23 protein-coding genes are annotated in these 24,891 nt (G+C 72.1%); 6 read left to right on the top strand and 17 right to left on the bottom strand.

The annotated features are described in order from the left end of the window. Window positions 1–2: 2 nt before the first annotated feature. The 10 genes from AC07EJ_RS30960 to AC07EJ_RS30915 are packed head-to-tail and all read right to left on the bottom strand — an operon-like array spanning window position 3 to window position 8,990. A complete protein-coding gene (locus AC07EJ_RS30960; protein WP_389483574.1) occupies window positions 3–227 on the bottom strand; it encodes a recombinase-like helix-turn-helix domain-containing protein in 225 nt (74 codons plus the stop codon). A gap of 20 nt (window positions 228–247) precedes the next feature. Next, window positions 248–1,192, bottom strand: coding sequence for a PDR/VanB family oxidoreductase (locus tag AC07EJ_RS30955; protein WP_389483571.1), 945 nt, complete (start codon window positions 1,190–1,192; stop codon window positions 248–250). 15 nt (window positions 1,193–1,207) lie between these two features. Then, the gene (locus AC07EJ_RS30950) at window positions 1,208–2,836 is read right to left on the bottom strand and encodes a thiamine pyrophosphate-binding protein (RefSeq protein WP_389483568.1); all 1,629 of its coding nucleotides are present in this window, start codon (window positions 2,834–2,836) and stop codon (window positions 1,208–1,210) included. Window positions 2,837–2,846: 10 nt separating this feature from the next. After that, window positions 2,847–3,629, bottom strand: coding sequence for an SDR family oxidoreductase (locus AC07EJ_RS30945; RefSeq protein WP_393585549.1), 783 nt, complete (start codon window positions 3,627–3,629; stop codon window positions 2,847–2,849). Between the two features lie 19 nt (window positions 3,630–3,648). Next, window positions 3,649–4,401 carry an SDR family oxidoreductase gene (locus AC07EJ_RS30940; RefSeq protein ID WP_478885505.1) on the bottom strand — a complete coding sequence of 251 codons (753 nt, stop codon included), beginning with the start codon at window positions 4,399–4,401 and terminating at the stop codon, window positions 3,649–3,651. After that, window positions 4,394–4,915, bottom strand: coding sequence for a cupin domain-containing protein (locus tag AC07EJ_RS30935; protein ID WP_100599053.1), 522 nt, complete (start codon window positions 4,913–4,915; stop codon window positions 4,394–4,396). The genes AC07EJ_RS30940 and AC07EJ_RS30935 overlap by 8 nt, the downstream gene beginning before the upstream one ends. Before the next feature lie 11 nt (window positions 4,916–4,926). Continuing rightward, the gene (locus AC07EJ_RS30930; RefSeq protein ID WP_478885504.1) at window positions 4,927–5,718 is read right to left on the bottom strand and encodes an alpha/beta fold hydrolase; all 792 of its coding nucleotides are present in this window, start codon (window positions 5,716–5,718) and stop codon (window positions 4,927–4,929) included. Continuing rightward, a complete protein-coding gene (locus tag AC07EJ_RS30925) occupies window positions 5,715–6,512 on the bottom strand; it encodes an aspartate dehydrogenase domain-containing protein (RefSeq protein WP_478885503.1) in 798 nt (265 codons plus the stop codon). Before AC07EJ_RS30925 ends, AC07EJ_RS30930 begins: the two co-directional genes overlap by 4 nt. Beyond that, window positions 6,509–7,453: a VOC family protein gene (locus AC07EJ_RS30920; RefSeq protein ID WP_389483552.1), complete on the bottom strand. Its 945-nt coding sequence runs from the start codon at window positions 7,451–7,453 to the stop codon at window positions 6,509–6,511. The genes AC07EJ_RS30925 and AC07EJ_RS30920 overlap by 4 nt, the downstream gene beginning before the upstream one ends. Before the next feature lie 52 nt (window positions 7,454–7,505). Continuing rightward, window positions 7,506–8,990, bottom strand: a complete 1,485-nt coding sequence (locus tag AC07EJ_RS30915; RefSeq protein ID WP_478885502.1) for an aldehyde dehydrogenase — start codon at window positions 8,988–8,990, stop codon at window positions 7,506–7,508. A 293-nt stretch (window positions 8,991–9,283) separates the two neighbouring features. On the opposite strand from AC07EJ_RS30915, the gene AC07EJ_RS30910 reads away from it, so the two are divergent. Then, entirely contained in the window at window positions 9,284–10,648 is a 1,365-nt protein-coding gene (locus AC07EJ_RS30910) for an MFS transporter (RefSeq protein WP_478885501.1), read from the top strand. A 154-nt stretch (window positions 10,649–10,802) separates the two neighbouring features. On the opposite strand, the gene AC07EJ_RS30905 is transcribed toward AC07EJ_RS30910, so the two are convergent. Both AC07EJ_RS30905 and AC07EJ_RS30900 read right to left on the bottom strand, forming a co-directional pair. After that, entirely contained in the window at window positions 10,803–11,933 is a 1,131-nt protein-coding gene (locus AC07EJ_RS30905; protein ID WP_478885500.1) for a TetR/AcrR family transcriptional regulator, read from the bottom strand. 170 nt (window positions 11,934–12,103) lie between these two features. Then, entirely contained in the window at window positions 12,104–13,198 is a 1,095-nt protein-coding gene (locus AC07EJ_RS30900; protein ID WP_478885499.1) for an XdhC family protein, read from the bottom strand. A gap of 117 nt (window positions 13,199–13,315) precedes the next feature. Between AC07EJ_RS30900 and AC07EJ_RS30895 the strand changes: the two genes are divergently transcribed. The 5 genes from AC07EJ_RS30895 to AC07EJ_RS30875 are packed head-to-tail and all read left to right on the top strand — an operon-like array spanning window position 13,316 to window position 18,420. Further along, complete coding sequence (locus AC07EJ_RS30895; protein ID WP_389483539.1) at window positions 13,316–14,185, top strand: FAD binding domain-containing protein; 870 nt, start codon at window positions 13,316–13,318, stop codon at window positions 14,183–14,185. Beyond that, window positions 14,182–14,754 (top strand): (2Fe-2S)-binding protein, encoded by a 573-nt coding sequence (locus tag AC07EJ_RS30890; RefSeq protein ID WP_389483537.1) that lies wholly within the window; start codon window positions 14,182–14,184, stop codon window positions 14,752–14,754. Before AC07EJ_RS30895 ends, AC07EJ_RS30890 begins: the two co-directional genes overlap by 4 nt. Window positions 14,755–14,759: 5 nt before the next feature. Beyond that, the gene (locus AC07EJ_RS30885) at window positions 14,760–17,159 is read left to right on the top strand and encodes a xanthine dehydrogenase family protein molybdopterin-binding subunit (RefSeq protein WP_478885498.1); all 2,400 of its coding nucleotides are present in this window, start codon (window positions 14,760–14,762) and stop codon (window positions 17,157–17,159) included. Window positions 17,160–17,197: 38 nt separating this feature from the next. After that, entirely contained in the window at window positions 17,198–17,827 is a 630-nt protein-coding gene (locus AC07EJ_RS30880) for an SRPBCC family protein (RefSeq protein ID WP_389483533.1), read from the top strand. A 56-nt stretch (window positions 17,828–17,883) separates the two neighbouring features. Next, window positions 17,884–18,420 carry a MarR family winged helix-turn-helix transcriptional regulator gene (locus AC07EJ_RS30875; protein ID WP_100599042.1) on the top strand — a complete coding sequence of 179 codons (537 nt, stop codon included), beginning with the start codon at window positions 17,884–17,886 and terminating at the stop codon, window positions 18,418–18,420. Window positions 18,421–18,469: 49 nt separating this feature from the next. Here the strand turns inward: AC07EJ_RS30875 and AC07EJ_RS30870 are convergent, their stop codons facing one another. The 5 genes from AC07EJ_RS30870 to AC07EJ_RS30850 form a co-directional block, all read right to left on the bottom strand. Further along, the gene (locus AC07EJ_RS30870) at window positions 18,470–19,528 is read right to left on the bottom strand and encodes an LLM class flavin-dependent oxidoreductase (RefSeq protein WP_389483530.1); all 1,059 of its coding nucleotides are present in this window, start codon (window positions 19,526–19,528) and stop codon (window positions 18,470–18,472) included. 125 nt (window positions 19,529–19,653) lie between these two features. Continuing rightward, a complete protein-coding gene (locus AC07EJ_RS30865; RefSeq protein ID WP_389483528.1) occupies window positions 19,654–21,276 on the bottom strand; it encodes a glycerol-3-phosphate dehydrogenase/oxidase in 1,623 nt (540 codons plus the stop codon). A gap of 3 nt (window positions 21,277–21,279) precedes the next feature. Further along, window positions 21,280–22,824: a glycerol kinase GlpK gene (gene glpK / locus AC07EJ_RS30860; RefSeq protein ID WP_326776595.1), complete on the bottom strand. Its 1,545-nt coding sequence runs from the start codon at window positions 22,822–22,824 to the stop codon at window positions 21,280–21,282. Between the two features lie 60 nt (window positions 22,825–22,884). Beyond that, the gene (locus tag AC07EJ_RS30855) at window positions 22,885–23,676 is read right to left on the bottom strand and encodes an MIP/aquaporin family protein (RefSeq protein WP_389483526.1); all 792 of its coding nucleotides are present in this window, start codon (window positions 23,674–23,676) and stop codon (window positions 22,885–22,887) included. A gap of 381 nt (window positions 23,677–24,057) precedes the next feature. Then, on the bottom strand, window positions 24,058–24,822 hold the full coding sequence (locus AC07EJ_RS30850) for an IclR family transcriptional regulator (protein ID WP_389483523.1): 765 nt from the start codon (window positions 24,820–24,822) through the stop codon (window positions 24,058–24,060). Window positions 24,823–24,891 lie beyond the last annotated feature (69 nt).

Here is a 24,891-nt window from a genome sequence, read left to right as displayed (position 1 = left end):
GGTCACGCTCCCAGTCGGTTCATCTCGGCGCGGAACGAGTCCTCGGTCCACGGGGCGCCGTCGGGGGCGTGGACCTGACGGACATTCAGCCCGCGGATGACATCGGCGAGTTCGTGGCCCTCCTTGGTGAATACCTCTTCGATGGTGGCGGCCAGCTTGTACTCGTAGGGGGTGGGTTCGTGCGTACGGGACTGGTGGACGTCCAGGTACGGCCAGGTGGTGGTCACACGTGCCTCCAGGAAAAGGGTTACAGGTCGAGGGCCAGGCGGCCGGAGGCGCAGCGCGAGACGCAGATCATCATCGAGGCGCCCGCGGCCCGCTCGGCATCGGAGAGCAGGAAGTCGCGGTGGTCGGGCGTGCCGTCGAGCACCCGGGTCTCGCAGGACCCGCAGATTCCGTCGCGGCAGGAGCTGGCCACGTCCAGGCCGGCCGCCTCCGCCGCCTCCAGGATCGACGTCTCGGCGCCGACCGTGAGGGTGAGTCCGGAGGTGCGGCACTCGACCTCGAAGCCCTCGTCGTCCGCGGAGCGCTCCACGACCGGGGCCGCGAACCGCTCGACGCGCAGCCGGTCCGCCGGGCAGAGGGCCTCGATGGCGGCGAGCAGCGGCTCGGGCCCGCAGCAGTAGACGAGCGTCCCGTCCGGCAGCCCGGCGAGAGTGGACGCGAGGTCGATGTGGCCCTGCTCGTCCTGCGGCACCACCGTCAGATCACCGCCGAGCGCGGCGAGTTCGTCGACGAACGCCATCGACGCGCGGCTGCGCCCGCCGTACACCATGCGCCAGGCGGCACCCCGGCGTGCGGCCTCGCGGGCCATCGCGAGGATCGGCGTCACACCGATGCCGCCCGCGACGAAGACGTAGCCCGGCGCGTCCTGAAGCGCGAAGTGGTTGCGCGGCGCCGACACCGTGACCCGCCCGCCGGGGCGCAGCTTCGTGTGCACATGGCGCGAACCCCCGCGTGACGACGGTTCATTGAGGACGCCGATGCGGTACGACGTCGGGGTGCGCGGGTCCGAGCACAGGCTGTACTGGCGGACCTGCCCGCCCACGTGGACGTCGAGGTGCGCGCCGGGCTCCCACGCGGGCAGGGGCTTGCCGTCCGGGTGGGTCAGTTCGACGGACAGGACGCCGTCGGCCTCCCAGGTCATGCGGTGTACGAGGAGGTCCAGGAGGGTCTCGTCGGTTGCGGTCATGGCTGCGGGGCCTCCCTACGCGGTGGGGATCTTCACGGGCGGGGTGAACGGGTTCTTCATCGGGCCGAGCGCCGCGAGGTCGACCTCGACGAGCGTCGGCCCCTCGGAGGCGACGGCCTCGGCGATGACGGGCTCGGCGTGCTCGGCGGCGGCGATCCGCAGATACGGCAACCCGCAGGCGCGTGCGAGGAGTTCGAAGTCGGGCGTGGCCAGGTCGACGCCGGAGCGGCGGTCGCTGTGCCGGTCCTGCATGTTGCGCAGGACGCCGTAGCCTCCGTCGTTGAACACGACGAGGGTCAGGCGCGGGCGCTCCTGGGCGAGGGTGAGCAGTTCGCCCAGGTGCACGGCGAGCCCGCCGTCACCGGCGATGACGACCGTGGGCGCGTCGGGCCTCGCCAGCGCGGCACCGATGCCCATGCCGAGGCCCTGCCCGATGCCGCCGCCGCGCGGGAAGACGTTGTCCCGCGGGTCGTACATGTCGAGGAGCCGGTTGCCCCAGCTGCTCGACGGGATGGTGACGTCGCGGGCGACGACGGCCTCGCGGGGGAGCGCGGCCCGGATCGCGTCGCAGATGGCGGCCTGCGGGCCGATGTTGTCGTGCAGGGTCGCGCGCACGTCGTCGCGGACAGCGGTGACCCGCGCCGTCCAGCCCGGCTCGGCGGGCTTCGCGTACGGGAGCAGCCGCTCCAGTACGTCGGCGGCGTCGCCGTGCAGCGCGTGCCGGGCGGGGTACACGCGGCCGAGGGCGTCCGCGTCCAGGTCGATCTGGATGTGGGCGGCGGGGAGTTCGAGGCCGTAGTCGGCGGTCTCGTTGGACCGGAAGTGGGTGCCGATCGTGAGCAGCACGTCGGCGTCGGCGAGCAGGGAGCGCCCGGCCGGCGTCGTCGCGAAGTTGCCGACGACCTGCGGGTGGTCCTCGGGGACGGCGCCGCGCCCGGAGTTGGACGTCAGGAGCCCCGCGCCGGTCGCGGCGAGCAGGTCCGCGAGCTGGGTACGGGCACGGGTCGCGCCGCCACCGGCCCAGATCACGGGGCGCTCGGCCGAGGCCAGCAGGGCGCCCGCGGCAGCGAGTTCGTCATCGCCAGGGGTGGGCGCGGCGGCCTCCGTGAACTCCTCGACCGCGATGTCGGTCTGGGCCGCGTACTGGAGGTCGACCGGCCACTCCACGCTCGCGGGGCCACCCGGCGCGGTCAGCGCCGCGCGGGCCGCCTCGCGCAGGATGCGGCCCGCCGCGTCGGCGGACGGCACGGTCGCGGCGTACTTGGAGACCGCCGTCAGCATGCCCAGCTGGTCCTTGGTCTCGTGGATGAAGCCGCGGCCGCTGCCCAGGAACTCCGACTCGACCTGCCCGGTGATGTGCAGGACGGAGGTGCCGGACGCCAGCGACTCGACCAGCGAGCCGGCCGCGTTGCCCGCGCCCGTCCCGGTCGAGGTCAGGGCGCAGCCGAGCGTGCCGCGGGCCCGGCCGTAGGCGTCGGCCGCGTTGACGGCGGACGCCTCGTGGCGCACGGGCACGAACCGCAGTTCACGGTCCACGGCCTCGACGAGCGGCAGGTTGTGCACGCTGACGATCCCGAAGACCGTGTCGATGCCCAGTTCCCGCAGGACGGCGACGAGGAGATCGCCTCCGGTGTCGTAACGCATGGTGGTCTCCTCAGAGGATGGAGCGGCCGACTCCGCCGCAGACGTCGATGCTGGTTCCGGTGATGTACGAGGCGCGCGGCGAGAGCAGCGCGACGATCGCGTACGCGACTTCCTCGGCCCGCCCGAGCCGCCCGAGCGCGATCCCGCGGTCGGCGGCGAGCTCCGCCTGCCAGTCCTCGTAGGAGAGCCCGGACTCCGCGGCGGCGTGCCGGCGGGTCCACTGGCCCGTGTCGACGAGGCCGAGGCAGACCGAGTTGACGCGGATCCCCTCGGGGGCGAGCTCGGTGGCCAGGGACTTGGAGAGGTTGAGGATGCCGGCGCGGGCGGCGCTCGTCGTGATCAGGCGGGTCTCGGGCTGCTTGGCGAGGACCGCGTTGACGTTCACGACGGACGCGGCTTCGGATGCGGCGAGGTGGGTGCGCGCGGCGTGCAGCGGGTTGAGGACGCCGGAGAACTTCAGCTCCAGCTCGTCGCGCCAGTCCTCGGCGGTCGACTCGTCGAGGCTCTTCATGCGGGACTGGCCCGCGTTGTTGACGAGCCCGTCGAGGCCCCCGAAGGTGTCGGCGGCATGCCGGACGAAGTCCCGTACGGCCGTCGCGTCCCGCACGTCGCAGACGCCGGTCAGGAGACGGTCGCTGCCCAGGCGCGCCGCCGCCTTCGCGAGGCGGTCGGCGTCACGGCCGCAGGTCGCGACGCGCGCGCCCTCGTCCAGAAGGGCGCGGACCGTGGCCAGGCCGACGCCCGAGCTGCCGCCGGTGACCAGGACGGTCCGGTCGGCGAGGCCCAGATCCATAACTCTGCACTCCTGTGGGTCAGTTCATCGTGAAGCCGCCGTTGACGGCGATCACTTGTCCGGTGAGATAGCGGGATTCCTCGCCGAGCAGGAAGGCGACGAGACCGATGAGGTCGCCGGGCTCCTGCGGCCGCGAGATGGCCCGGCCCGAGCGGTACAGCTCGTGCCGTTCCTCGGGCACGGTCTCGGTCGCCTCGCACTCGGTGAGGCCGGGCGCGACCGCGTTGACGGTGACGCCCTTGTCGCCGAGTTCCCTGGCCATCGCCCGGGTCAGCGCGATGACCGCGCCCTTCGAGGCGATGTAGTGGGCGAGGCGGGGGGAGCCGTAGAGCGCGGCGTCCGAGGCGACGTTCACGATCCGGCCCGGTGAGCCGAAGAGCGGGTACAGGGCCTTCGACACCAGCCAGGGGCTGCGGGCGTTGACCGTCATCAGGCGGTCCCACACCTCGACGTCGATGTCCTGGAACTCCTTGCCGCCGACGCCGTTGGCGAGAGCCGCGTTGTTGACCAGGCCGTACAGCGGCCCCAAGTCCCTCACCCGGTCGGCGAGTTCGTCCACCGAGTCGGGGTCGGCCACGTCGCAGTGCACGAAGTGGGCGTCGAGCCCGTCGCCGCGCAGCTCCTCGGCCGCGCGGGTCCCGCGCTCGGTGTCGAGCTCGGCGACCACGACGCGGAAGCCGTCCTCGGCGGCCCGGCGGGCCATGGCCAGTCCCAGGCCACGGCCCGCCCCGGTGACGACGACGGTGCCGGCGCCCCCTGAGGGGTCAGTCACGGGTGACACCGTGCATCGGCGAGTGCTCCGGGTACGTCGGGACCTGCGGCTTCTGTGTGCCGATGACGACGCAGAACAGGGCGTCGGTGTCGCCCTCGTTCTTCAGGGACCGGGCCACGCCCGCCGGGACGACGATCATGTCGCGGTAGCCGAGGGTGCGGTACTCGACCTCGTCGGCGCCGCGGTGGATGCCCACGCGGACCTGGCCCTCCAGGACGAAGAAGGCCTCCTCGACGTCGTGGTGGGTGTGCTCCGGGCCCTCGGCGCCGGGCGGCAGCAGCATGTTGGAGAAGGTGAAGCCGCCGGACGGGAGGATCCGCGAGTCGTTCTCGTGGTTGCCGGTGGCGCCGGAGCCGACGTAGCGGATCTGGCCGCGGCGGTACTGCGGGCCCGCCTTCTCCTGGAAGGAGAGCGTGTTGAAGTCCGCGACGCGGGACTCCTTGGTGGCTATGAGCGAGTCGGTGTACTTGCCGAGGTCGCTGCCGTTGTCGTAGTCGGTGGTGGTCAGAGGCATGGCGGGGACTCCTACTCGGGGATGCGGGCGGTGATGCGGAGGTGGGACAGGACCCACGCGTCGAAGCGCGCGGGCTGTTCCTGGTTGGCCAGGTGACCGGCGTCCTTGACGATCACGTAGGCGGTCTTGTGGAGGGCGCCGGCGAGGACCTGAGAGGCCTCGACGCCGGTGACCTGGTCCTGGTCGCCGCACAGGACGAGCGTGGGCGCGGCGATCCCGGGCAGTTCCGGCCGCAGGTCGGCCGAGGCCATGGACTCGGCGGCGTAGGCGTAGCCGGGCAGCCGCACGGACCCGGCCATGGTGTCGACGACGCGCTGGACGAGTTCCTCGGGCGCCCTGCCGGACACGAGCCGCGGTCCGCGCTTCTCGGCGAAGGCGCGCGGCCCGAGCTCGGCCAGTTCGGCGGCCCGCGCCCGCATGCCCTCGGCCTTGGCGGGGTCCGTGCCGGAGCCCGCGCTGGAGTCGGCGACGACGAGGGACTCGACCAGGTCCGGGTGGCGGGCGGCGAGCCGCAGCGCGATCACCCCGCCCCAGGAGACACCGAGAACGTGCGCGCGTCCGCCGCGCTCCCGGATGACCTCTGCCGCCGCGTCCACGAACCCGTCCAGGTCCAACGGCCCTTCCGGATCCGGTGACTTGGCGTAGCCGGGCGCGTCCCAGGCCACGACCCGGGCGTACGCGGACAGCTCTGCGAGCTGCGGGGCGAACGCCGCCGACGAGGAGCCGATGCCGTGCAGGCACAGCAGCAGGGGCCCGTGGTCGCCCGCCTCCTCGACATGGACGGCGCTATGGACGGCGCTCACAGGATCTGGCCCGTCCGCCCGGCCAGCGCCGCCAGGCTGCGCAGGACCGCGTACGGCACGACCTGGCTGGTGGCGGGGTTGCCCGGGTCCGGCAGGTGCGCGACGTCGAAGCGGTACGCGCCGTGCGCGCCGGACGCCTCGACGACGTGCCGCGTGTGGCGGGCGCCGGGGTCGGCGACGACCCGGACCCGCACAGCGTCCAGGTCACCGACGGCGAGGGCGACCGAGGCGGCCACGTTCGTCGACTTGGGGAACTTCACGGGGATGTCGCGCGCCGTGCCGGACATGACCTCGACGGGGCCGGTCGCCGTCCGCAGCCGGTCCAGCAACTCCTCGTCCATCCAGGGCTGTTCGAGGGTGGACGGCAGCTTGGTGGTGGTGAGCCGCACCTCGTCGAGGGGGCCGAGGGAGCGCACCGCCTGGAGGAGGTCGAGCCCGCCGACCGCGCCGCCGGTGAAGTACACCCGGCCGGGCCCCGCCGCGAGCAGCCGCTTGGCCAGCTCGTCGTCGGTCAGCGCCCCGGTCGACGCGACGAGCAGATCGGTGCCGGAGGCGAGGACCCGCTCACCCCACTCCCGTACGACACCCTGCCCGGCCACCTCGACGATGAGGTCGCAGCACTCCAGGGCCTCGTCGAAGGTCCGCTGGGGCGCGGGCGCCGTGTCGCCGAGGGGGCGGTTGTCGATGATGCACGCCAACTCGGCGCCGGGGACCTGCTGTTCGGCGAGCGCGGTGCCGACGACGCGGCCGATCGCGCCCCAGCCGACGAGGCCCACCTTGCGTACCGTGCTCATGCGGGGACCTCCTGGGAGACAGATGCGAGTGGGCCGGGGTCCGGGGCGCCGGCCATGTGACAGCGGATCTCCTTCGACGGCGGGCCCGCCGTGCCCCACAGGTCGGACAGCTCGGGCACGCGCCGCCACACCCGTGCGATCCAGGCGTCCTCGACGATCTGCGCGACCTCCGACGTGTACTCGCACACGAGGCCGGACGGGTCGGTGAAGTAGGAGAAGGTGTTGTTACCGGGACCGTGGCGGCCAGGACCCCACTGCGGGTCGATGCCGTGGTGCTTGAGCCGGCCGAGCCCGCGCATGAAGTGGTCGACCGAACTCATCTCGTACGCCACGTGGTTGAGGGAAGCCCACTCGGCCTGGTTGAACGCGATGCAGTGGTGGTCGGCGTTGCAGCGCAGGAACGCCATCTGGTGCTCGGACCAGTCGGAGACGCGCAGTCCGAGGACGTCGCAGTAGAACGCGACGGAGGCGTCGATGTCGGCGGTGTTCAGGACGGCGTGCGTGACGCCGACGGGGACGGCGGCGTCCCTGCCGCGCGGCGCGACCGCCTCCACCTGCGCGCTGATCTCCACGAGCCGCTGCTCGGGGTCGGTGAAGCGCAGGCCGTAGCCGCCGCCCACCTGGTCGAGCGGTCCGGGGCCGAAGACGGGGGTGATCCCGCGGGCCTCCAGGCGCCGGGCCGCTTCGTCGACCTCGGCGGGCGTGGCGACGGCGAACGCGAGCCGGCCGAGCCCCGTGCGGTCCGCGCGGGTGAGGTGCAGGACGTGGTGCTCCTCGCCGGTGCCGCGCAGCCAGGCCGCCGCGCCGCGCTCCGCCTCGACGGTCCGCAGGCCCCAGACCTCCTCGTAGAAGTCGGCGGCCTCGGTGAAGGCGGGGGTGAGCAGCTCGACGTAGCGCAGGGAGCGCAGGCGAGCGACGGGTCCTGGTGATGGGTGGGGCATGAGTGTCTCCAGACGACGGGGCGCGGTCAGTTGGCCCAGAGCAGGGGCGCGGTCAGCCGGCCCAGGGCAGAGGTGCGTCCGAAGTGCCCCAGTACAGGGACTTCTGGCGCTGGTAGGCGCGGATGGCGTCGCGGCCCTTCTCCGTACCGAGACCGCTGTCCTTCATCCCGCTGAACGGGGTGGACGCGCTGAACTGCTTGTACGTGTTGATCCAGACCGTCCCCGCCTCGATCCGGCGGGCCAGGCGCCACGCGGCCCGGTGGTCGCGGGTCCAGATCCCACAGGCGAGCCCGTAGACGGAGTCGTTGGCCTGGCGGACCAGGTCGTCCTCGTCGTCGTAGGGCAGGGCGACCAGGACGGGGCCGAAGATCTCCTCCTGGCAGGTCCGTGAGGTGTTGGGGAGCCCGTCGAGGACGGTGGGCAGGTAGTACGCGCCGTCCCGGTACGTGTCGCCCTCGGGCGCCCGGCCGCCGCACAGCACCCGGGCGCCCTCGGAGCGGGCCAGATCGACATAGGCGGCGACCGAGTCCCGGTGCCGGTGGTGGACCAGCGGCCCGACCTGGGTGCCGGGGTCCGTGCCGGGACCGACGCGCAACTTGCTCACCCGCTCGACGAGCTTGCCGACGAAGCCGTCGTAGATCTCGCGTGCGACGAAGAGCCGCGAACCGGCGATGCAGGACTGGCCGCTGGACGAGAAGATCCCGAACATCACGCCCGCCAGGGCCTGTTCGACGTCCGCGTCCGCGCGCACGATCGTCGGCGACTTGCCGCCCAGTTCGAGCGAGGCGGGGATCAGCTTCGAGGCCGCCACCGCCGCGATGGACCGGCCGGTCTCGGTACCGCCGGTGAATCCGATCCTGGTCACCAGGGGGTGGTGCACGATCGCGTCCCCGACGACCCGGCCGCTGCCGGGAAGGACCGACAACAGGGCGGCGGGCAGGCCGAGTTCGCCGAGTGCCTGGTGGATGAGGCGGCCGAGCGCGAGGGAGACCAGGGGGGTCCAGGCGGCGGGCTTGAGCAGGACGGCGTTTCCGGCGGCGAGGGCGGGCGCGATCTTCTGCGCGTCGCTGGCGACCGGCGAGTTCCAGGGGTTGATCGCGCCGACGACACCGATCGGCTCGTACACGCTCATCGTCACGTACGGGCCGCGGGGCGGGGTGAGGGTCTCCTCGGCCGTCTCCAGGGCCGCCGCCATGTACCGGAAGGTGCCGGCGGCGCTGAGCGCGAGGGCCTTCGTCTCGGTGAGGGTCTTGCCGGTGTCGGCGGTCTGGAGGGCCGCGAGCTCGTCGGCGGCCTTCTCGGTCAACTCCGCGATGCGGTAGAGGAGTCGGGCCCGCTGGTGGGGGAGGAGGTCGCGCCAGGCCGGGTCCGCCACGGCGAGCGCGGCGGCCTGCGCGGCCTCGTCGACCTCTTCGGCGGACGCGCAGTGGACGGTGGCGAGCACCGCTCCGGTCGCCGGATCGACGGTCTCGACCGGCGCGCCCGCGCCGCGTCGCCACTGGCCCGCGATCAGGATGTCGGTGGGGTGGTGAGGCACGGGCGGGACCTCCAGGGTCGACGGCCTACGGGTGCAGGGGGAGGGGGAAGGGAGGGGGTGAACGTGCAGCGCGGTGATGCCTAAGCGCTGAAGTGCTAGAAATCTAAGGGCTTAAATAATTTCTCGCAAGACCCCTCGGCGAAGTTGTCGCGAGCGCTGCCCGAGGCTGGTTACGTGAGGGTGACGGTGAGGTCACTTCCGATGTATCTAAGTCATTAATCATTGACCGCTTAGATAACTCCTCCTAGTGTCTGCGCAACTCCTCTGTTCGCGTGTTCGCGGAAGGACCCCTCATGACGACTGTGGCCGGCAAGCAAGGCCTTGGCTCCGTAGCCGCCCGGCTCGAACGACTCCCGCAATCCCGCTGGCACGTGAAGGTCCGGTTCCTGATCGGTGCCGTGACGTTCTTCGAGGCGTTCGACCAGCTCCTTGCCGCGTCCGCGCTGCCCGTCCTGATCAAGGACTGGCACCTGAGTACGGGCCAGGCCACCTTCGCGGTCACCACCGGCTCCGTGGGCATGCTCCTGGGCGCCCTCGTCGCCGGGTGGCTGGGCGACCGGATCGGGCGGGTGCGGACGGTGGCCCTCGGCGTCGCCGTCACCGCCCTCGGGAGCCTCGCCGTGGCTTTCTCGAACGGCATCGAGCTCTTCTCGCTCTTCCGCTTCGTCCAGGGCCTCGGCATCGGCGGGGTCGTCCCCGTGGCGGCCACGTACATCAACGAGATCGCCCGCTCCGACAAGCGCGGCCGCTTCGTCCTGATCTACGAGATGATCTTCCCGGCAGGTCTGGCCGCCGCCACCCTCATCGCCGTGTGGGTGGTGCCGAACCTCGGCTGGCGCGCGATGTTCGTGATCGGCGCCCTGCCCGTCCTGCTCGCCGCCGCCCTGCCCAAGCACGTCGCCGAGTCGCCCCGCTGGCTGCTCTCCCAGGGCCGCACCGAGGAGGCCGAGCAGGCCATCGCGCGGATCGAGGCGGAGGTCGCCGCCGCCACGGGGGAGCCCCTGCCGCAACCGGCCGCGGACCGCACGGAGGAGACGTCCCGCGGCCGCCTGCGCGAGCTGTTCACCGGCCGCTACCTGCGCCGCACGACCGTGGTCTCCGGGCTCTGGTTCGTCGCGTACTACGTCAACCACGGCATCTCCACCTGGCTGCCGTCGCTCTACACCAAGAACTTCGGGCTCGACCTGACCACCGCGCTCGTCTACACGCTGCTCAGCAATGTGACGGGACTCCTCGGCACCCTCGCCATCGCCCTCGTCATCGACCGCGTGGGCCGGCGCCCCGCCCTCGTGGCCGCACTCGGCGGCACCACCTTTACCCTCGCGACGCTCGCCCTGGTCGGCGTGACATCGGGCAGCCAGGTCGCGATCTTCGCCTCCTGCACGACGTTCTTCGTGTATGCCATCAACGCGGGGCTCTACCTCTACTCGCCCGAGCTGTACCCGACGCGCAACCGCGCCAAGGGCGCCGCGTTCGGCGGTCTGTGGAACCGCCTCGGCGTCATCCTGGGCCCCATCACGGTCGGCGCGATCATCGGTGGGGGCGGCAGCCTGACGCTCGTCTTCGCCCAGCTCGCCGGGGTGGCCGCGGTGGGTGCGGTGATCGCGCTGTTCGCGGTGGAGACGAAGGGGAAGACGCTGGAGGAGCTCAACTCCTGAGGGAGGGGCGGGTGTTCGGCGTCGGTCTGTCGCGCGGGGGGTGCGAGGAGACCGGCGCCGTTCGCGTACCCGCCGTGCGGGCTCAGCCCTGGTCCGTCGTGCGGGCTCAGCCCTGGTCCGTCGTGCGGGCTCAGCCCTGGTCCGTCGTGCGGGCTCAGCCCTGTCCCTCCGTCATCGACCGTCCCAAGCCGTCCAGCAGCGCCGCGAGTTGCCGCTGTTCGCCCGGCACCAGCCCCGCGAGCAGCTCCCGTTCGTGTGCGCGGCGCTCCTCGGCCACCCGGCCGACCAGGTCGGCCCCGGCCGGGGTGAGGCGGAGATGGACGATGCGGCGGTCCTGGCCGTCACGTTCGCGTTCGATGAGGCCGGCCTGCACGAGGCGGTCGGCCTGCTGGGTGACACCGCCCGCGCTGACCGCGCCGGCCGCGGCGATCTCGCCCATCGTGCGCCGGTACGGGGCGCTCGTCGCGTGCAGCGCGGACAGCACTTCGAAGGCGGCCAGGCTGATGCCGTGCCGCTTCACGACGCGGCCGATCAGGGTCCGGTAGTGCGCGGTACAGGCGTTGAGCGCGGCGAACACGGCGGGGCCGGACGCGCCGGGGGCCTCGCGCACAGGCGGGCGGGGGGCTGCCGCGGGATCCGGTTCCGGGGCCCGCCGCTCCGGGATCCGCCCGCTCAGCGCCGCTGTCAGGACGTCCGCGAGGACGGGCTCCAGGGTGTCCGTCGGCACCGACGTGGCCGGTTCGTGGGCGAACAGATAGCGCTCCATGATCACGCCGAAGAGGATGCTGCGGATCATGGCGATCCGCGCGTCCGCCCCGTCGCAGTCGCCGAGCAGCCGCCGCAGGGGCTCGCTCACCTGCCGGTCGAGGATCGTGGACAGCAGCTCGGCGCTGGGGGGATGGCTGAGCCCCGAGCGGATCAGCGCCGGCCAGGGGTCGTGCGCGGGGAGCCGGTCCCAGCGGTCGAGATAGTCGTGGGCGAGCGCGTGCGGCAGCTCCTCCCGGCCGACCGAGGGGTCGTCGAGCACACCCTCGGTGACCCCGGTCCCGCCGCCGACCACCTCGCGGAACAGTCCGTCCTTCGAGCCGAAGTACGCCATGACCAGGCCGGGGGTGACGCCCGCCTCGGCGGCGATGGCCCGGATGCCGACCCCCTTGTAGCCCTGGGCCGCGAAAAGCCGACGGGCCGCCTCCAGCACGGCGCTGCGCCGCCCCTCGGGGTCGTGGGAGCGGCCGCGACGGGGCTGGGGGGTGGTCCGGTCCGGGGTGCTGTGCTCTGCGTCCACGTGCCTCAGATTAAACGAGTGTTCAGAATGGGGTGTTCGGGCCGGTCGTGGCGGGCGACCACCCGGGTCGTCGCCGTCGCCGTCGCGCGCCACTGCCGACGTGCCTGTCCGGAGCGCCCTCGCGGGGCACGACCGGAACGGCCGTTCAAAAACGCCCGTCCAAAAATGGCTCACGACGCGTGCACCGGCCCCGCGAGGCCGCTCAGCGCCCGCCCGCTGCCGCCCCGCCGCACCGCGATGAGCTCCGCCGCGATGGACACGGCCGTCTCCTCCGGCCCGCGCCCGCCGAGATCGAGGCCGATCGGAGAGCGCAGTCGAGCGAGTTCGGCCTCGCCGAGTCCGGCGGCCCGCAGCCGTGCCAGCCGGTCCTCGTGGGTGCGCCGGCTGCCCATGGCGCCCACGTACCCGGCCCGGCTGCGCAGCGCCAGTTCGAGGACGGGCACGTCGAACCGGGCGTCATGGGTCAGCACGCACACGGCGGTGGCCGCGTCCACCTGGTCCTGGTGGGCCGCGAACCAGCGGTCCGGCCAGTCCACGACGACCTCGTGCGCGTCGGGGAAGCGGGCGGCCGTCGCGAAGGCCGGGCGGGCGTCGCACACGGTCACCCGGTGTCCGAGCAGCGCTCCGATCCGTACGAGGGGGCGCGCGAACTCGACCGCCCCGCACACCAGGAGGTGCGGCGGCACCCCGAAGGCCTGCACGAACAGTTCCCGCTCGGGCGCGCACGACGGGTCCGAGCCCGGCTCGCCGACGCGTACGAGGCCGCTCGTGCCGCGGGCGAGCAGCGCTTCGGCCGCCTGAGCCGCGGCCCGGTCGAGCCGTGCGTCGCCCAGCGTCCCGCTCACCCCGGACGCACCGGCGGCGAGGCTTCCCGGCCCGCCCTCCGTCGGCGTCACCAGCGCCACCGGGACATGGGCCGCGAGGTCGGCGGCCACCCGGGCGAGCGGTGCGTCGCCGGTGACCTCGCGTATCAGCACCTCTATGGTTCCGCCGCAGGTCAGACCCACCGAGAAGGCGTCGTCATCGCTGACCCCGTACGTCTCGCGGGCGGGCTCCGCACCGGCGAGGACGTCCTCCGCGACCGCGCACACCGCAGCCTCCACACAGCCGCCGGAGACGCTGCCGACGACGCGGCCGTCCTCGGCGACCAGCATCGAGGTGCCCGCGGCGTGCGGGGCGGAGCCCCAGGTGTGGACGACCGTCGCCATCGCGAAGCGGGTCGTGGAGGCCTGCCACGCGGCTGCCTGGTCGATCACGTGTCGCATGTCGCTCACCTCGAGCACATCGAATCGGCTGCACCCTCTTGCCAAGAAGAAACTTTAGTGTAAATCATTTTAGGCATTAGATAGATGCGTCGACCCGAGAGGCCTGGTGGAAGCCGGTTGAAACCGACACCCTTTGACTACAGCGCTCCAGGCAGCGTCGCCGAGGTGCTCGCACTCCTCGCCGACGAGGAGCGGGAGGCCAAGGTCCTGGCCGGCGGCCAGTCCCTGATCCCCATGCTCAGCATGCGCCTCGCCCGCCCGGGACTGCTCGTCGACATCACGCGGGTCCCCGGCCTCGACCGCCTCTACGTCGACGCGTCGGGCGCCCTGCGCATCGGCGCCGCCGTCCGCCAGTCCCGGGCCGCGGACGACCCCGCGGTGCACGACGGGTGGCCCCTGCTCGCGGCGGCGATCCGGCGCATCGGGCACCCGCAGATCCGCCACCGCGGCACGGTCTGCGGCAGCCTCGCGCACCACGACCCCGCCGCCGAACTGCCGACCGCAGCGCTCGCCCTCGACGCCCGCTTCGTGATCGCCGGACCCGGCGGCACCCGTACCGTCGGCGCCGCCGACTTCTTCGTGGCCACTTTCCAGACCGCCGTGGCACCGGACGAGCTCCTCACCGAGGTCGTCCTGCCGCCGCGGGCCGGTGACGGCTGGGCTTTCGAGGAACTCGCCCGCAGACACGGCGACTTCGCCACCGTCGGCGTCGCGGTCACCCTGCGCCGGGCGCCGGACCGACGCACGGTCGCAGCCGCCCGCGCGGTCTTCTGCGGCGCGGGCCCCGTCCCCGTCCGCCTGCCCGCCGTCGAGGAGGCGCTGACCGGGACCGACGCGGGGGCGGCGGCCCTCGACGCGGCCGCGTCCGCCGCGCTCGCCGGGCTCACACCCGCCGACGACGTCCACGCCACGGCCGCCTACCGCCGCGAGGCCGCCGCCCATCTCCTCGTCCGTGCCTGCACCCTCGCCTGGGAGCGCTGCTCATGACCACCGACCTCGCCACCCCCGACCCGGCGACGGCCACTCACGCCGCCCCGCCGCCGCTCGCCGAACCCTCCGGCTGGCACGAGATCCGCCTCACCGTCAACGGCGCGCCCGTGACCGCCCAGGTGGAGTCCCGGCTGCTGCTCAGCGACTTCCTGCGGGACCGGTTGCGCCTCACCGGCACCCACGTCGGCTGCGAGCACGGCGTCTGCGGTGCCTGCACCGTCCTCGTCGACGGGGAGCCGGCCCGCTCCTGCCTGACCCTGGCCGTGCAGTGCACGGGCGCCGAGCTGCGCACGGTCGAGGGCCTCGCTCCCGGTGACGCCCCGCTCACCCCCGTACAGCGGGCGTTCCACGAGTGCCACGGCATGCAGTGCGGCTTCTGCACCCCCGGATTCGTGATGACGGCGACCGCACTGACCGAACAGCTCGAGCGGCCCGACGCGGCTGATGTCGCCGACGCCCTCAGCGGACACCTGTGCCGCTGCACGGGGTACCGCAACATCCGCCGTGCCGTGTGCCAGGCGCTGGACGAGCGCTTCGCCGGCGGCCCCGCCGGGCGGGGGGAGTGACCCATATGTCCCACGGACCCCAGCAGCCCACGCCGGACGGCGGCCCCTGGACCGGCCGCCCTGTTCCGCGCGTCGAGGACGACCGCCTCCTGCGGGGCAACGGCCGCTACGTCGACGACGTCGCCCTGCCCGGTGCCGCCGAGGCCGCCTTCCTGCGCAGCCCGCATGCCCACGCCCGCATCCGGTCGGTCGACGTCGCCGCCGCGCTCGCCGCCCCCGGGGTCGTCGCCGTCTGGACCGGCGCCGACGTCGCCCACCTGCCCGCCATGCTCAACAGGGAGGAGCTGCGCACCCCGCCCGGCCTCGCCGAACTCCTCGACCCGTACGTCGCGATCACCCCGATGCCGCTCCTCGCCACGGACAGGGTCCTCTACGTCGGCCAGCCCGTCGCGGTCGTCCTGGCCGAGAACCGCTACCTCGCCGAGGACGCCCTCGAACTCGTCGACGTCCGCTACGCGCCCCTGCCCGTTCTCGTCGACCCCGACCACGCGCTGATCGACGGCGCGCCGCTGCTCCACGACGAGTTGCACGACAACACCGCTGTCGCCGTGGCCACCAAGGTGGGTGACCCCGACGCGGCGTTCGCGTCGGCCCACACCGTCGTCAGTGAGGAGTTCCGGGCCCACCGCTATGTCGCCTCGCCCATCGAGACCCGCGCGGTCTCGGCCCAGGTCGACCCGTACAGCGGCGAGCTGACCGTCTGGTCCAACACCCAGACCCCGCACCGGGTGCGGGAGGCCACGGCGCACACGCTCGGCCTCGACGCGGAACGCGTCCGCGTCATCGCCACCGACGTCGGCGGCGGCTTCGGACAGAAGGGGATCCTCTACGTCGAGGAGATGCTCGTCCCGTACGCGGCCCGCGTCCTGGGCCGCCCCGTGCTCTGGCGCGAGGACCGCAACGAGAACCTGACGGCCTCCTCGCACGCCCGAGAGCAGATCCACCGCATCGAACTGGCCGCGGACGCGCAGGGCCACCTCCTCGCCGTACGCGACCGCATCACCGTCAACTTCGGCGCGTACAACATGACCGGCCTGGTCGTGCCCTACAACTCGGTGTGCCACCTCCTGGGGCCCTACCGCGTCCCGCACGTGGACATCGACGTCGTCGGCGTCCTCACCAACACCACCTTCGCCACTCCCTACCGGGGAGCGGGCCGCCCCGAGACCGTCTTCGCGATGGAGCGTGCGATGGACCGCCTCGCCGCTGAACTCGGCCTCGAACCGGCCGAGTTGAGGGCCCGCAACCTCGTGGGTCCCGACGAGATGCCCTACGCGACGGGCCTCGTCGACCGCTCCGGCAAGCCGCAGTCGTACGACTCCGGGGACTTCCCCGAGCTGCTGCGGCGCGCCGTCGCCAAGGCCGATGTCGAAGGGGTGCGCGCCCGCCAGCGCGAGGGCGCCCGCGACGGCAGGCTCGTCGGGGTCGGCTTCGCGATGTACATCGAGGCGACCGGACTCGGCCCGTTCGAGACCGCGCGCATCGACATCGCGCCCAGTGGCCGGGTCAAGCTGGCGATCGGCGCGCCTTCCCAGGGGCAGGGACATCGCACGTCCATGGCGCAGATCGCCGCAGACGCGATCGGGGTGCCCTTCGACGTCGTCGACGTGGTGGGCGGGGACACCTCCGCCACGCCGTTCGGTGTCGGCACCATCGCCAGCCGGGCCCTCGTCAACGCGGGCAACGCCACGCACCGGGCCGGCCGCCTCGTCCGCGAGAAGATCATCGAGGCCGCGGCCCGCCGGCTCGGTGTCCCCGCCGACGGCCTCGACCTGCGCGAGGGCGTCATCACGTCCAAGACCGCCGAGGAGCCGGCCCTCACCCTGGCCGAACTCGCCGGCCGGGCCCCCCTCCCCGGCACCCCCGAGCCCACCGACGGCCGGCACGGCACCGAGCTCAGCGAGACCGTGCACTTCCGCCCGCCCGGCTTCGCCGTCTCGAGCGGCGCGCACGCCGTCGTCGTCGAGGTCGACGAACACACCGGCGAGACCGAGATCCTGCACTACGTGGCCGTCCACGACGCGGGCGTCATCGTCAACCCGATGATCGCCGAGGGCCAGGTCACCGGCGGTATCGCCCAGGGCATCGGCGGCGCGCTCTACGAGGAGATGGTCTACGGCCCCGACGGCCAGCCCCGTACCGGCACCTACATGGACTACCTGGTGCCGACCTCGTCCGAGATACCCGACCTCGACCTCGACGAGATCCACTCCCCGAGCCCGATGAACGACCTCGGCGTCAAGGGTCTCGGCGAGGGCGGCGCCATCGCTCCGCAGGCCGTCATCGCAAACGCCGTCGAGGACGCGCTGCGCCCCTTCGGCGTGGTGGTCCGGCGCGGCCCCCTCTCACCCAGCCGCGTACGCGACCTGCTTCGCGAGGCCGGCCGGCCCAAGGCCGCCCGCTGACCCGGCGCCGCTCCACCCCGACGATTGGACACCCACCCATGCGACTCGACCACTCCTTCACCGTCCCGGCAGCGCCGGACGACGCGTGGAAACTCTTCCTCGACCTCGGCCGTGTGGCCCCCTGCATGCCGGGCGCCGTGCTCGACACCCTCGACGGCGACGCGTTCACCGGGCGCGTCAAGGTGAAGGTCGGCGCCGTGCAGATGAGCTACCGCGGCGAGGGCACCGTGAACCGCGACGAGAGCGGCCGCTCGATGGTCCTCGACCTCAGCGGCAGCGAGACCCGGGGCGCGGGCACCGCGTCCGCCACCGTCACCGCGTCGCTCACCGCCGACCCGGCCGGCACTCGCGTCCGCGTCCGCACCGACCTCGACATCACCGGCCGCCCCGCCCAGTTCGGCCGCGGCATCATGACCGAGGTGGGCGACCGCATCGTGCGGCAATTCGCCGACCGCCTGGAGGAGTTGCTGAGGGAACCGGTCACCATGGAACCGGCGGCGGCGCTCTCGTCCCCGGCCCGCGAGCCCGAGGCGGTGGATCTCGGCGCGGCCGCTCTGCCCGTCCTCCTTCGGAAGGCCGCCGTCCCGGCCGCGGCCGTGCTCGTCACGATCGCCGTGATCCGCCTCTTCGCCCGACGCGCTTCCACCCCCCGATCCCTTCAGGGGTAGGATTTTCAGGGGCGTAGGACATCGCGTCCCGCCCGGGAGCGGCCGAGGGGACGGGGATGACTGAACGGAAGGCGGCACGGCGTGATGCCGTGGCGGAGGTCATCGAGGACTGGGCGCGTGAGCGGCCCGAGCTGGATACGACCCCACTGGAGGTCCTCGCCCGGCTGCACCGCTCGTTCCTGCGGTACAACACCAAGCTCATCGCGTCGATAGAGCGGCACGGGCTCTCCGTCGCCGGGTTCGACGTGCTGACCGCGCTGCGCCGCTCCGGCGAGCCGTACCGCCTGACCGCGGGGCAGCTCGCCGACCAGGGGCTCGTCTCGTCGGCCGGGGTCACGCTGCGCATAGACCGCCTGGAGAAGGACGGCCTGATCGTCCGGGAGCGCGACGCCGGCGACCGCAGGGTCGTCTACTCGCGGCTCACGGACGAAGGGCTCGCCAAGGTCGACGAGGTCTTCACCGAGCACCTCGACAACGAACGCCGCATGCTCGGCGAGCTCTCCCCGGCGGAGCGCCGCCAGCTCGCGCGGCTGCTGCGCAAGCTGGAGAACTCCATCCTCGCCTCGGACACCCCGGACGAAGCGGCTTCTTAGCGACGAAGCGGTTTCCCGGCGACGGTGCGGTTTCCCGGAACGGGGGCGCTCACTCCCACAGGGAGCTGGGCGCCTCCCTCCTGATCACCGGCGCGATCTCCTCGGCGAACCGCTGGAGCGTCTCGACCTGCTCGCCCGTCCCCTGCCCGAAGGTGTCGACGGTGATCGATTGCAGGTCGTGCCGGTACACCTCGTGGTAGCCGAGGATCTTGTCGATGATCTGCTGCGGCGAACCGATCAGCTGGGGCCCGTCCGCGATGGCGTCCTCGATCGTGCGGAACGGCGTGTTGTACCCCGCCCTGCCCGCCAGGTGCGGCTTGAAGGACTGTGCGACCTTCGCCTCGTACAGCTCCTTGAAGCGCGCCACCGCCCGCTCGTGCGAGTCCGCGATGAGCAGGCCGCCCGAGCCCGCCGCGACATGGGCCCGCGCCGGATCGTGCCCGTACGCCTCGAACCGCTCCCGGTAGTGGTCGATGAGCTTCGCGTAGGCCGCCCGCGGCTGGATGGCGTTGGCCGTGAACAGCGGGTCGCCGTGCCGGGCCGCCAGCTCGGGGGAGTTGAGCGAGGTCGCCGAGCCGTGCCAGACGCGCGGCAGTCCGTCGTACGGGCGCGGCACCGTCGTCACGTTCTTCAGGGCGGGCCTGAACTCTCCTTCCCAGTCGACGCCTTCCTCGCTCCACAGCCGCCGAAGGAGCTCGTACTTCTCCCTCTGGAGGTCCCACTGCCGCTCCTCGTCGAGCCCGAAGAGGTCGAAGTGGCCGGCTTCGGCGCCCTTGCCGATGACCAGCTCGACGCGACCGCGGGAGAGTTGGTCCAAAGTCGCGTAGTCCTCGGCGACCCGCACCGGATCGAGGATCGCGACGACCGTCACGCCGGTCAGCAGCTTGATACGGGACGTACGGGCGGCCAGTGCACCGAGGATCACCGTCGGGCTCGACGAAAGGAACGCCCCCGCGTGCCGCTCGCCGACCGCGTACGCGTCGAAGCCGAACTCCTCCGCCGCGACACCGACATCGACGACCTGCGCCAACCGGTCGGCGGCGGAGGGGAGTTCACCGGTGAGGGGGTGCGGCGCATGGCCGATGATCGACAGGACCTGGAACTTCATGCTCCCACTCTCGCGCGCGGGCGTTGCGGGCGTATGTACGCGGTGTGGCAGCGCATTGGGGGCATGCGAGAGGGGCGGCTCCCCCCGTGGCAGCCGCCCCTCAAGTCAGTGAAGTCCAGGGGTACTTACTTCTTGTCGAGCACGTCCTGGACCTTGGCGCGCACGTCGTCCGTGGCCAGGCCGCGGATCGTCAGCGTGGTGCGGCGGCGCAGCACGTCGTCCGCCGTCTCGGCCCACTCGTGGTCGCGGGCGTAGGCGACCTGCGCCCAGATCTCCGGGGCGTCCGGGTGGACCCGCCGGCCGAGCTCCGGGTTCTCGTTGGCCATCCGCGCGATGTCGAAGGCCAGCGAACCGTAGTGCGTGGCCAGGTGCTTGGCCGTGTCGGCGGCCATGCGCGGCCCCGGGGCCGGGTTGTCGACCAGGAGGCGGTGCGCGACGGCGCGCGGGTTGGCGACACCCGGCAGCGGCATCCGCTTCGGCAGCTCCTTGACCGGCTCGAAGTCCTCGCCCAGCGGGTGGCCCGGCAGCGACTCCAGCTTCTTCATGACCGTGCGGCCGATGTGGCGGAACGTCGTCCACTTGCCGCCGGCGACGGACAGCATCCCGCCGCGGCCCTCGGTGACGACCGTCTCGCGCTTGGCCTTGGACGTGTCGCCGGGCCCGCCCGGCAGCACCCGCAGACCCGCGAACGAGTACGTGATCAGATCCCGCTTCAGCTGCTGGTCCCGTACGGAGAAGGCCGCCTCGTCGAGTATCTGGTCGGTGTCCTTCTCGGTGACCGACACGTCGCGCGGGTCACCCTCGTACTCCTCGTCGGTCGTGCCGAGGAGCAGCATGTCCTCCCACGGCAGGGCGAACGTGATGCGGTACTTGTCGATCGGCGTCGCGAGCGCGGCCTTCCACGGCGAGGTGCGCTTGAGGACGAGGTGGGCGCCCTTGGAGAGGCGGATGGAGGGGGCCGCCTTCGGGTCCTCCATGGCGCGCAGGTGGTCGACCCAGGGCCCGGTCGCGTTCAGCACGAGGCGGGCGTTCACGCCGAACTCCTCGCCGTCGACGCGGTCCTTGAGGTCCGCGCCCGTGACCCGGCCCCGGGTGAAGCGCAGGCCCGTGACCTCGGCGTGGTTGAGGACCACGGCGCCGGAGTCGACGGCCGCGCGGACCGTCATCAGGGCCATGCGCGCGTCGTTCATCTGGTCGTCGCCGTACACGGCCACGGCCTTGAGGTTCTCCGTCCGCAGCTCGGGCACGTCCTGCTGTGCCTTCGCGGGGGAGAGCAGGTGCCCGACACCGTCACCGAACGCCGACAGGGCGCTGTACGCGAACACGCCCGCGCCCAGCTTCGCGGCGCCGTGCGGGCCGCCCTTGTAGACGGGCAGGTAGAAGGTGAGCGGGTTGGCGAGGTGCGGTGCCACCTGACGCGACACCGCACGCCGCTCGAAGTGGTTCTCCGCCACCAGCTTCACCGCGCCGGTCTGCAGGTAGCGCAGACCGCCGTGCAGGAGCTTGGAGGAGGCGGAGGAGGTGGCGCCGGCGAAGTCACCGGCGTCCACCAGGGCCACCCGCAGTCCCGACTGCGCGGCATGCCAGGCGGTGGAGATGCCCAGGATTCCGCCGCCGATCACCAGGAGGTCGTACTGCGCCTTGGAGAGCTGCTCCCGGGTCTCGGCGCGGCTCGCTGCTTTGAACGACGCAGTCGAGCCGACGGCCGGATGCGTCCCGAGGGCAGGGACGCTCTGCAGGGTGGTCATGTCTTACTCCTCGCCACTTTCGTCGAGCCAGCCCATGGAGCGTTCAACGGCCTTGAGCCAGCTCTTGTACTCACGGTCGCGCTTCTCCGCGGCCATGTTGGGGGTCCACTCGGCGGCCCTGCGCCAGTTGGCGCGCAGCTCGTCGGTCGAGGACCAGAAGCCGACGGCGAGACCGGCGGCGTAGGCGGCACCGAGGCAGGTGGTCTCGGCGACCATCGGGCGCACCACAGGGGCGTCCACGAAGTCCGAGAGCGTCTGCATCAGCAGGTTGTTGGAGGTCATGCCGCCGTCGACCTTGATCGCCGCGAGCTCGACGCCGGAGTCCTTCGTCATGGCGTCGGTGATCTCACGGGTCTGCCAGGCGGTGGCCTCGAGCACGGCGCGCGCGAGGTGCGCCTTGGTGACGTACCGGGTCAGACCGGCGATCACACCGCGGGCGTCGGAGCGCCAGTACGGGGCGAACAGACCGGAGAAGGCCGGCACGAAGTACGCGCCGCCGTTGTCCTCGACCGACGACGCGAGCGTCTCGATCTCGGCGGCGGTGGAGATCAGGCCCATCTGGTCGCGCATCCACTGCACCAGCGAACCGGTGACGGCGATCGAGCCCTCCAGGGCGTAGACCGCCTTCTGGTCGCCGATGCGGTAGCCGACGGTGGTCAGCAGGCCGTTGTACGAGTTGACGGGCTTGTCGCCCGTGTTCATCAGCAGGAAGGTGCCGGTGCCGTACGTCGACTTGGCCTCGCCCTCGGAGAAACAGGTCTGGCCGAACAGGGCCGCCTGCTGGTCGCCGAGCGCGGACGCGACGGGAATGCCGCCGAGGAGTTCGCCGAGAGGGCCGCCGCTGACCTCGCCGTACACCTCGGCGGAGGAGCGGATCTCCGGCAGCATGGCCAGCGGGACGCCGATGGACTCGGCGATCTTCGCGTCCCACTCCATGGTGTGGAGGTTCATCAGCATGGTGCGGGAGGCGTTGGTGACGTCGGTGACGTGCTTGCCGCCGTTGACACCGCCTGTCAGGTTCCAGATGACCCAGGAGTCCATCGTGCCGAAGAGGATGTCGCCGGCCTCGGCGCGCTCCTTGAGCCCCTCGACGTTGTCGAGCAGCCAGCGGGCCTTGGGGCCCGCGAAGTAGGAGGCCAGCGGGAGGCCCGTCTCGCGGCGGAAGCGGTCCTGGCCCACATTGCGCCCGAGCTCCTTGCACAGGGCGTCGGTGCGGGTGTCCTGCCAGACGATGGCGTTGTGGACGGGCTCACCCGTGTTCTTGTCCCACAGCAGTGTCGTCTCGCGCTGGTTGGTGATGCCGATGGCCTTGATGTCGTCGCGGGTGATGCCGGCCTTCGTGACGGCCCCGGCGACGACCTCCTGGACGTTGGTCCAGATCTCGGTCGCGTTGTGCTCGACCCAGCCCGGCTTCGGGAAGATCTGCTCGTGCTCCTTCTGGTCGACGGAGACGATCCGGCCGTCCTTGTCGAAGACGATGCAACGGCTGGAGGTGGTGCCCTGGTCGATCGCTGCGATGAACGGGCCCGCGGTGTGTGCGTCGGTCACGGTCTGCTCCTGGAAGTGCTCGGTGCGGCTCTGGCGGAGATTGCGTAGGGGGCCTGTCGCCTACTTGAAGGCGACGTTGTAGAGACCGCCCGCTATGGCGCCGCCGATGAGGGGGCCGGCGACCGGGATCCAGGCGTACGTCCAGTCGGAGCCGCCCTTGTTCGGCAGGGGCAGCAGGGAGTGCACGATGCGGGGTCCGAGGTCGCGGACCGGGTTGATCGCGTAGCCCGTGGGCCCGCCGAGGGAGAGGCCGATGCCGACCACGACGAACGCGGTGACCATGGCACCGAGGACGCCCAGGCCGTTGCCCCCGTCGTTCAGGCCCTCGGTGAGGATGGCCAGGACGAGCACGACCGTGGCGATGATCTCCGTGATGAGGTTCTGCGCCACGTTCCGGATCTCAGGACCGGTCGAGAAGATGCCGAGCACCGGGCCCGCCTTGGGCGAGACCTTCTCCTGGATCATGCCTTCCTCGGCCGGCGGGGCGGCGAGGATCTCCGGGTCGGTCAGATGCGCGTGGAACTGGCCGTAGTACGTCGCCCAGACCAGCAGGGCGCCGATCATCGCGCCCAGGAGCTGCGAGCCCAGGTAGAGCGGGACATCGCTCCACTTGGTGCCGCCCTCGATGGCGAGACCGATGGTGACCGCCGGGTTCAGGTGGGCGCCTGACACGCCCCCTGCCAGGTAGGCGCCGGTCAGTACGGCGAAGCCCCACCCGAAGGTGATCGCGAGCCAGCCGGCGTTGCGCGCCTTTGAGTTCTTCAGCGTGACGGCGGCGCACACGCCACCGCCCAGCAGGATGAGTACGGCGGTACCGATGGTCTCGCCGATGAAGATGTCGGAGCTGGACACCCGCGACTCCTTTGTCCTTCGTCCAGGGGAAGCCGAACCCCGGGTCCCTCTCCGGTGGTTCGCGCCCTCAGGTGAGGGCGTTTTCGGCCCTGGCTTGCCACACTCTAACGCCTATTGCCGGTAGGTGTTCGACAATGCCGACCGATGGACGCGAGTCTCACCCCGGGGTTACTCGCTAGTCAAGGGTTCTGTTATCGAAAACTCGATCGTTATTGATCGAGTCGGGCTATCGCTTCCGTGCTGTCGCTTCCGTGTCTGGACTGCGCGTTCGTCGATGGTGGCCCGTAAAGGTGCGGCCTGCATGTTGAAACGGCGAAGGCCCCGCCGGTGAGCGGGGCCTTCGGTCCGTACGGAGGACACCGGCGAAGCGGCGCGGGGCGCTCAGAAGCGGCTGGCGCCCAGGTCGCGGGAGACGGCGCGGGCGCAGTCCCGCACGGCGGCGACGAGTTCGGGGCGCAGCTCCCCGTCGGCACACACGCGCTCCACGGCGCCGGTTATGCCGACCGCGCCGACCGGCATGCGCCGCCGGTCGTGGATCGGGGCCGCGACGGAGGCGACGCCCTCCCAGGTCTCCTCGACGTCGTCCGCGTACCCGCGAGCGCGGGTCAGGTCGAGGACGGTCTCGAACTCCACGAGGTCACTCACCGTCCGCCCCGTGAACGTCTTGCGGTCCACCTCGACCACCTCGCTGTGCGCCACCGGGTCGTACGCCGACAGAACCTTGCCCAGCGCCGTGGAGTGCAGCGGCTGCATCGCCCCGACCTCCAGGACCTGACGGCTGTCGTCGGGCCGGAAGACGTGGTGCACGATCAGTACGCCCTGCTGGTGCAGGACGCCGAGATAGACGCTCTCGCCGCTGGAGCGCGCCAGGTCGTCCGTCCACACCAGCGCGCGTGCCCGCAGCTCGTGCACGTCCAGATAGCTGTTGCCGAGGCGCAGCAGCTCCGCGCCCAGCTGGTAGCGGCCCGACGCGGCGTCCTGCTCGACGAAGCCCTCGTGCTGCAGCGTGCGCAGAATGCCGTGCGCCGTGCCCTTGGCCAGGCCCAGCGCGGATGCGATGTCCGAGAGGCCGAGCCGGCGCTCACCGCCCGCAAGGAGCCGCAACATGGCGGCGGCCCGCTCGAGTGACTGGATGTTCCGTGCCATCCCAGCCCTTCCTCCCTCGATCCTCTCGCCGAGCAACGTTCGACAATGCTGAACACTATCGGTCGTTGC

The sequence above is a fragment of the Streptomyces sp. NPDC045026 genome (assembly GCF_056432625.1).
The sequence above is the reverse complement of the archived record's forward strand: the minus strand, read 5'-3'. Positions and strand labels throughout refer to the sequence as shown.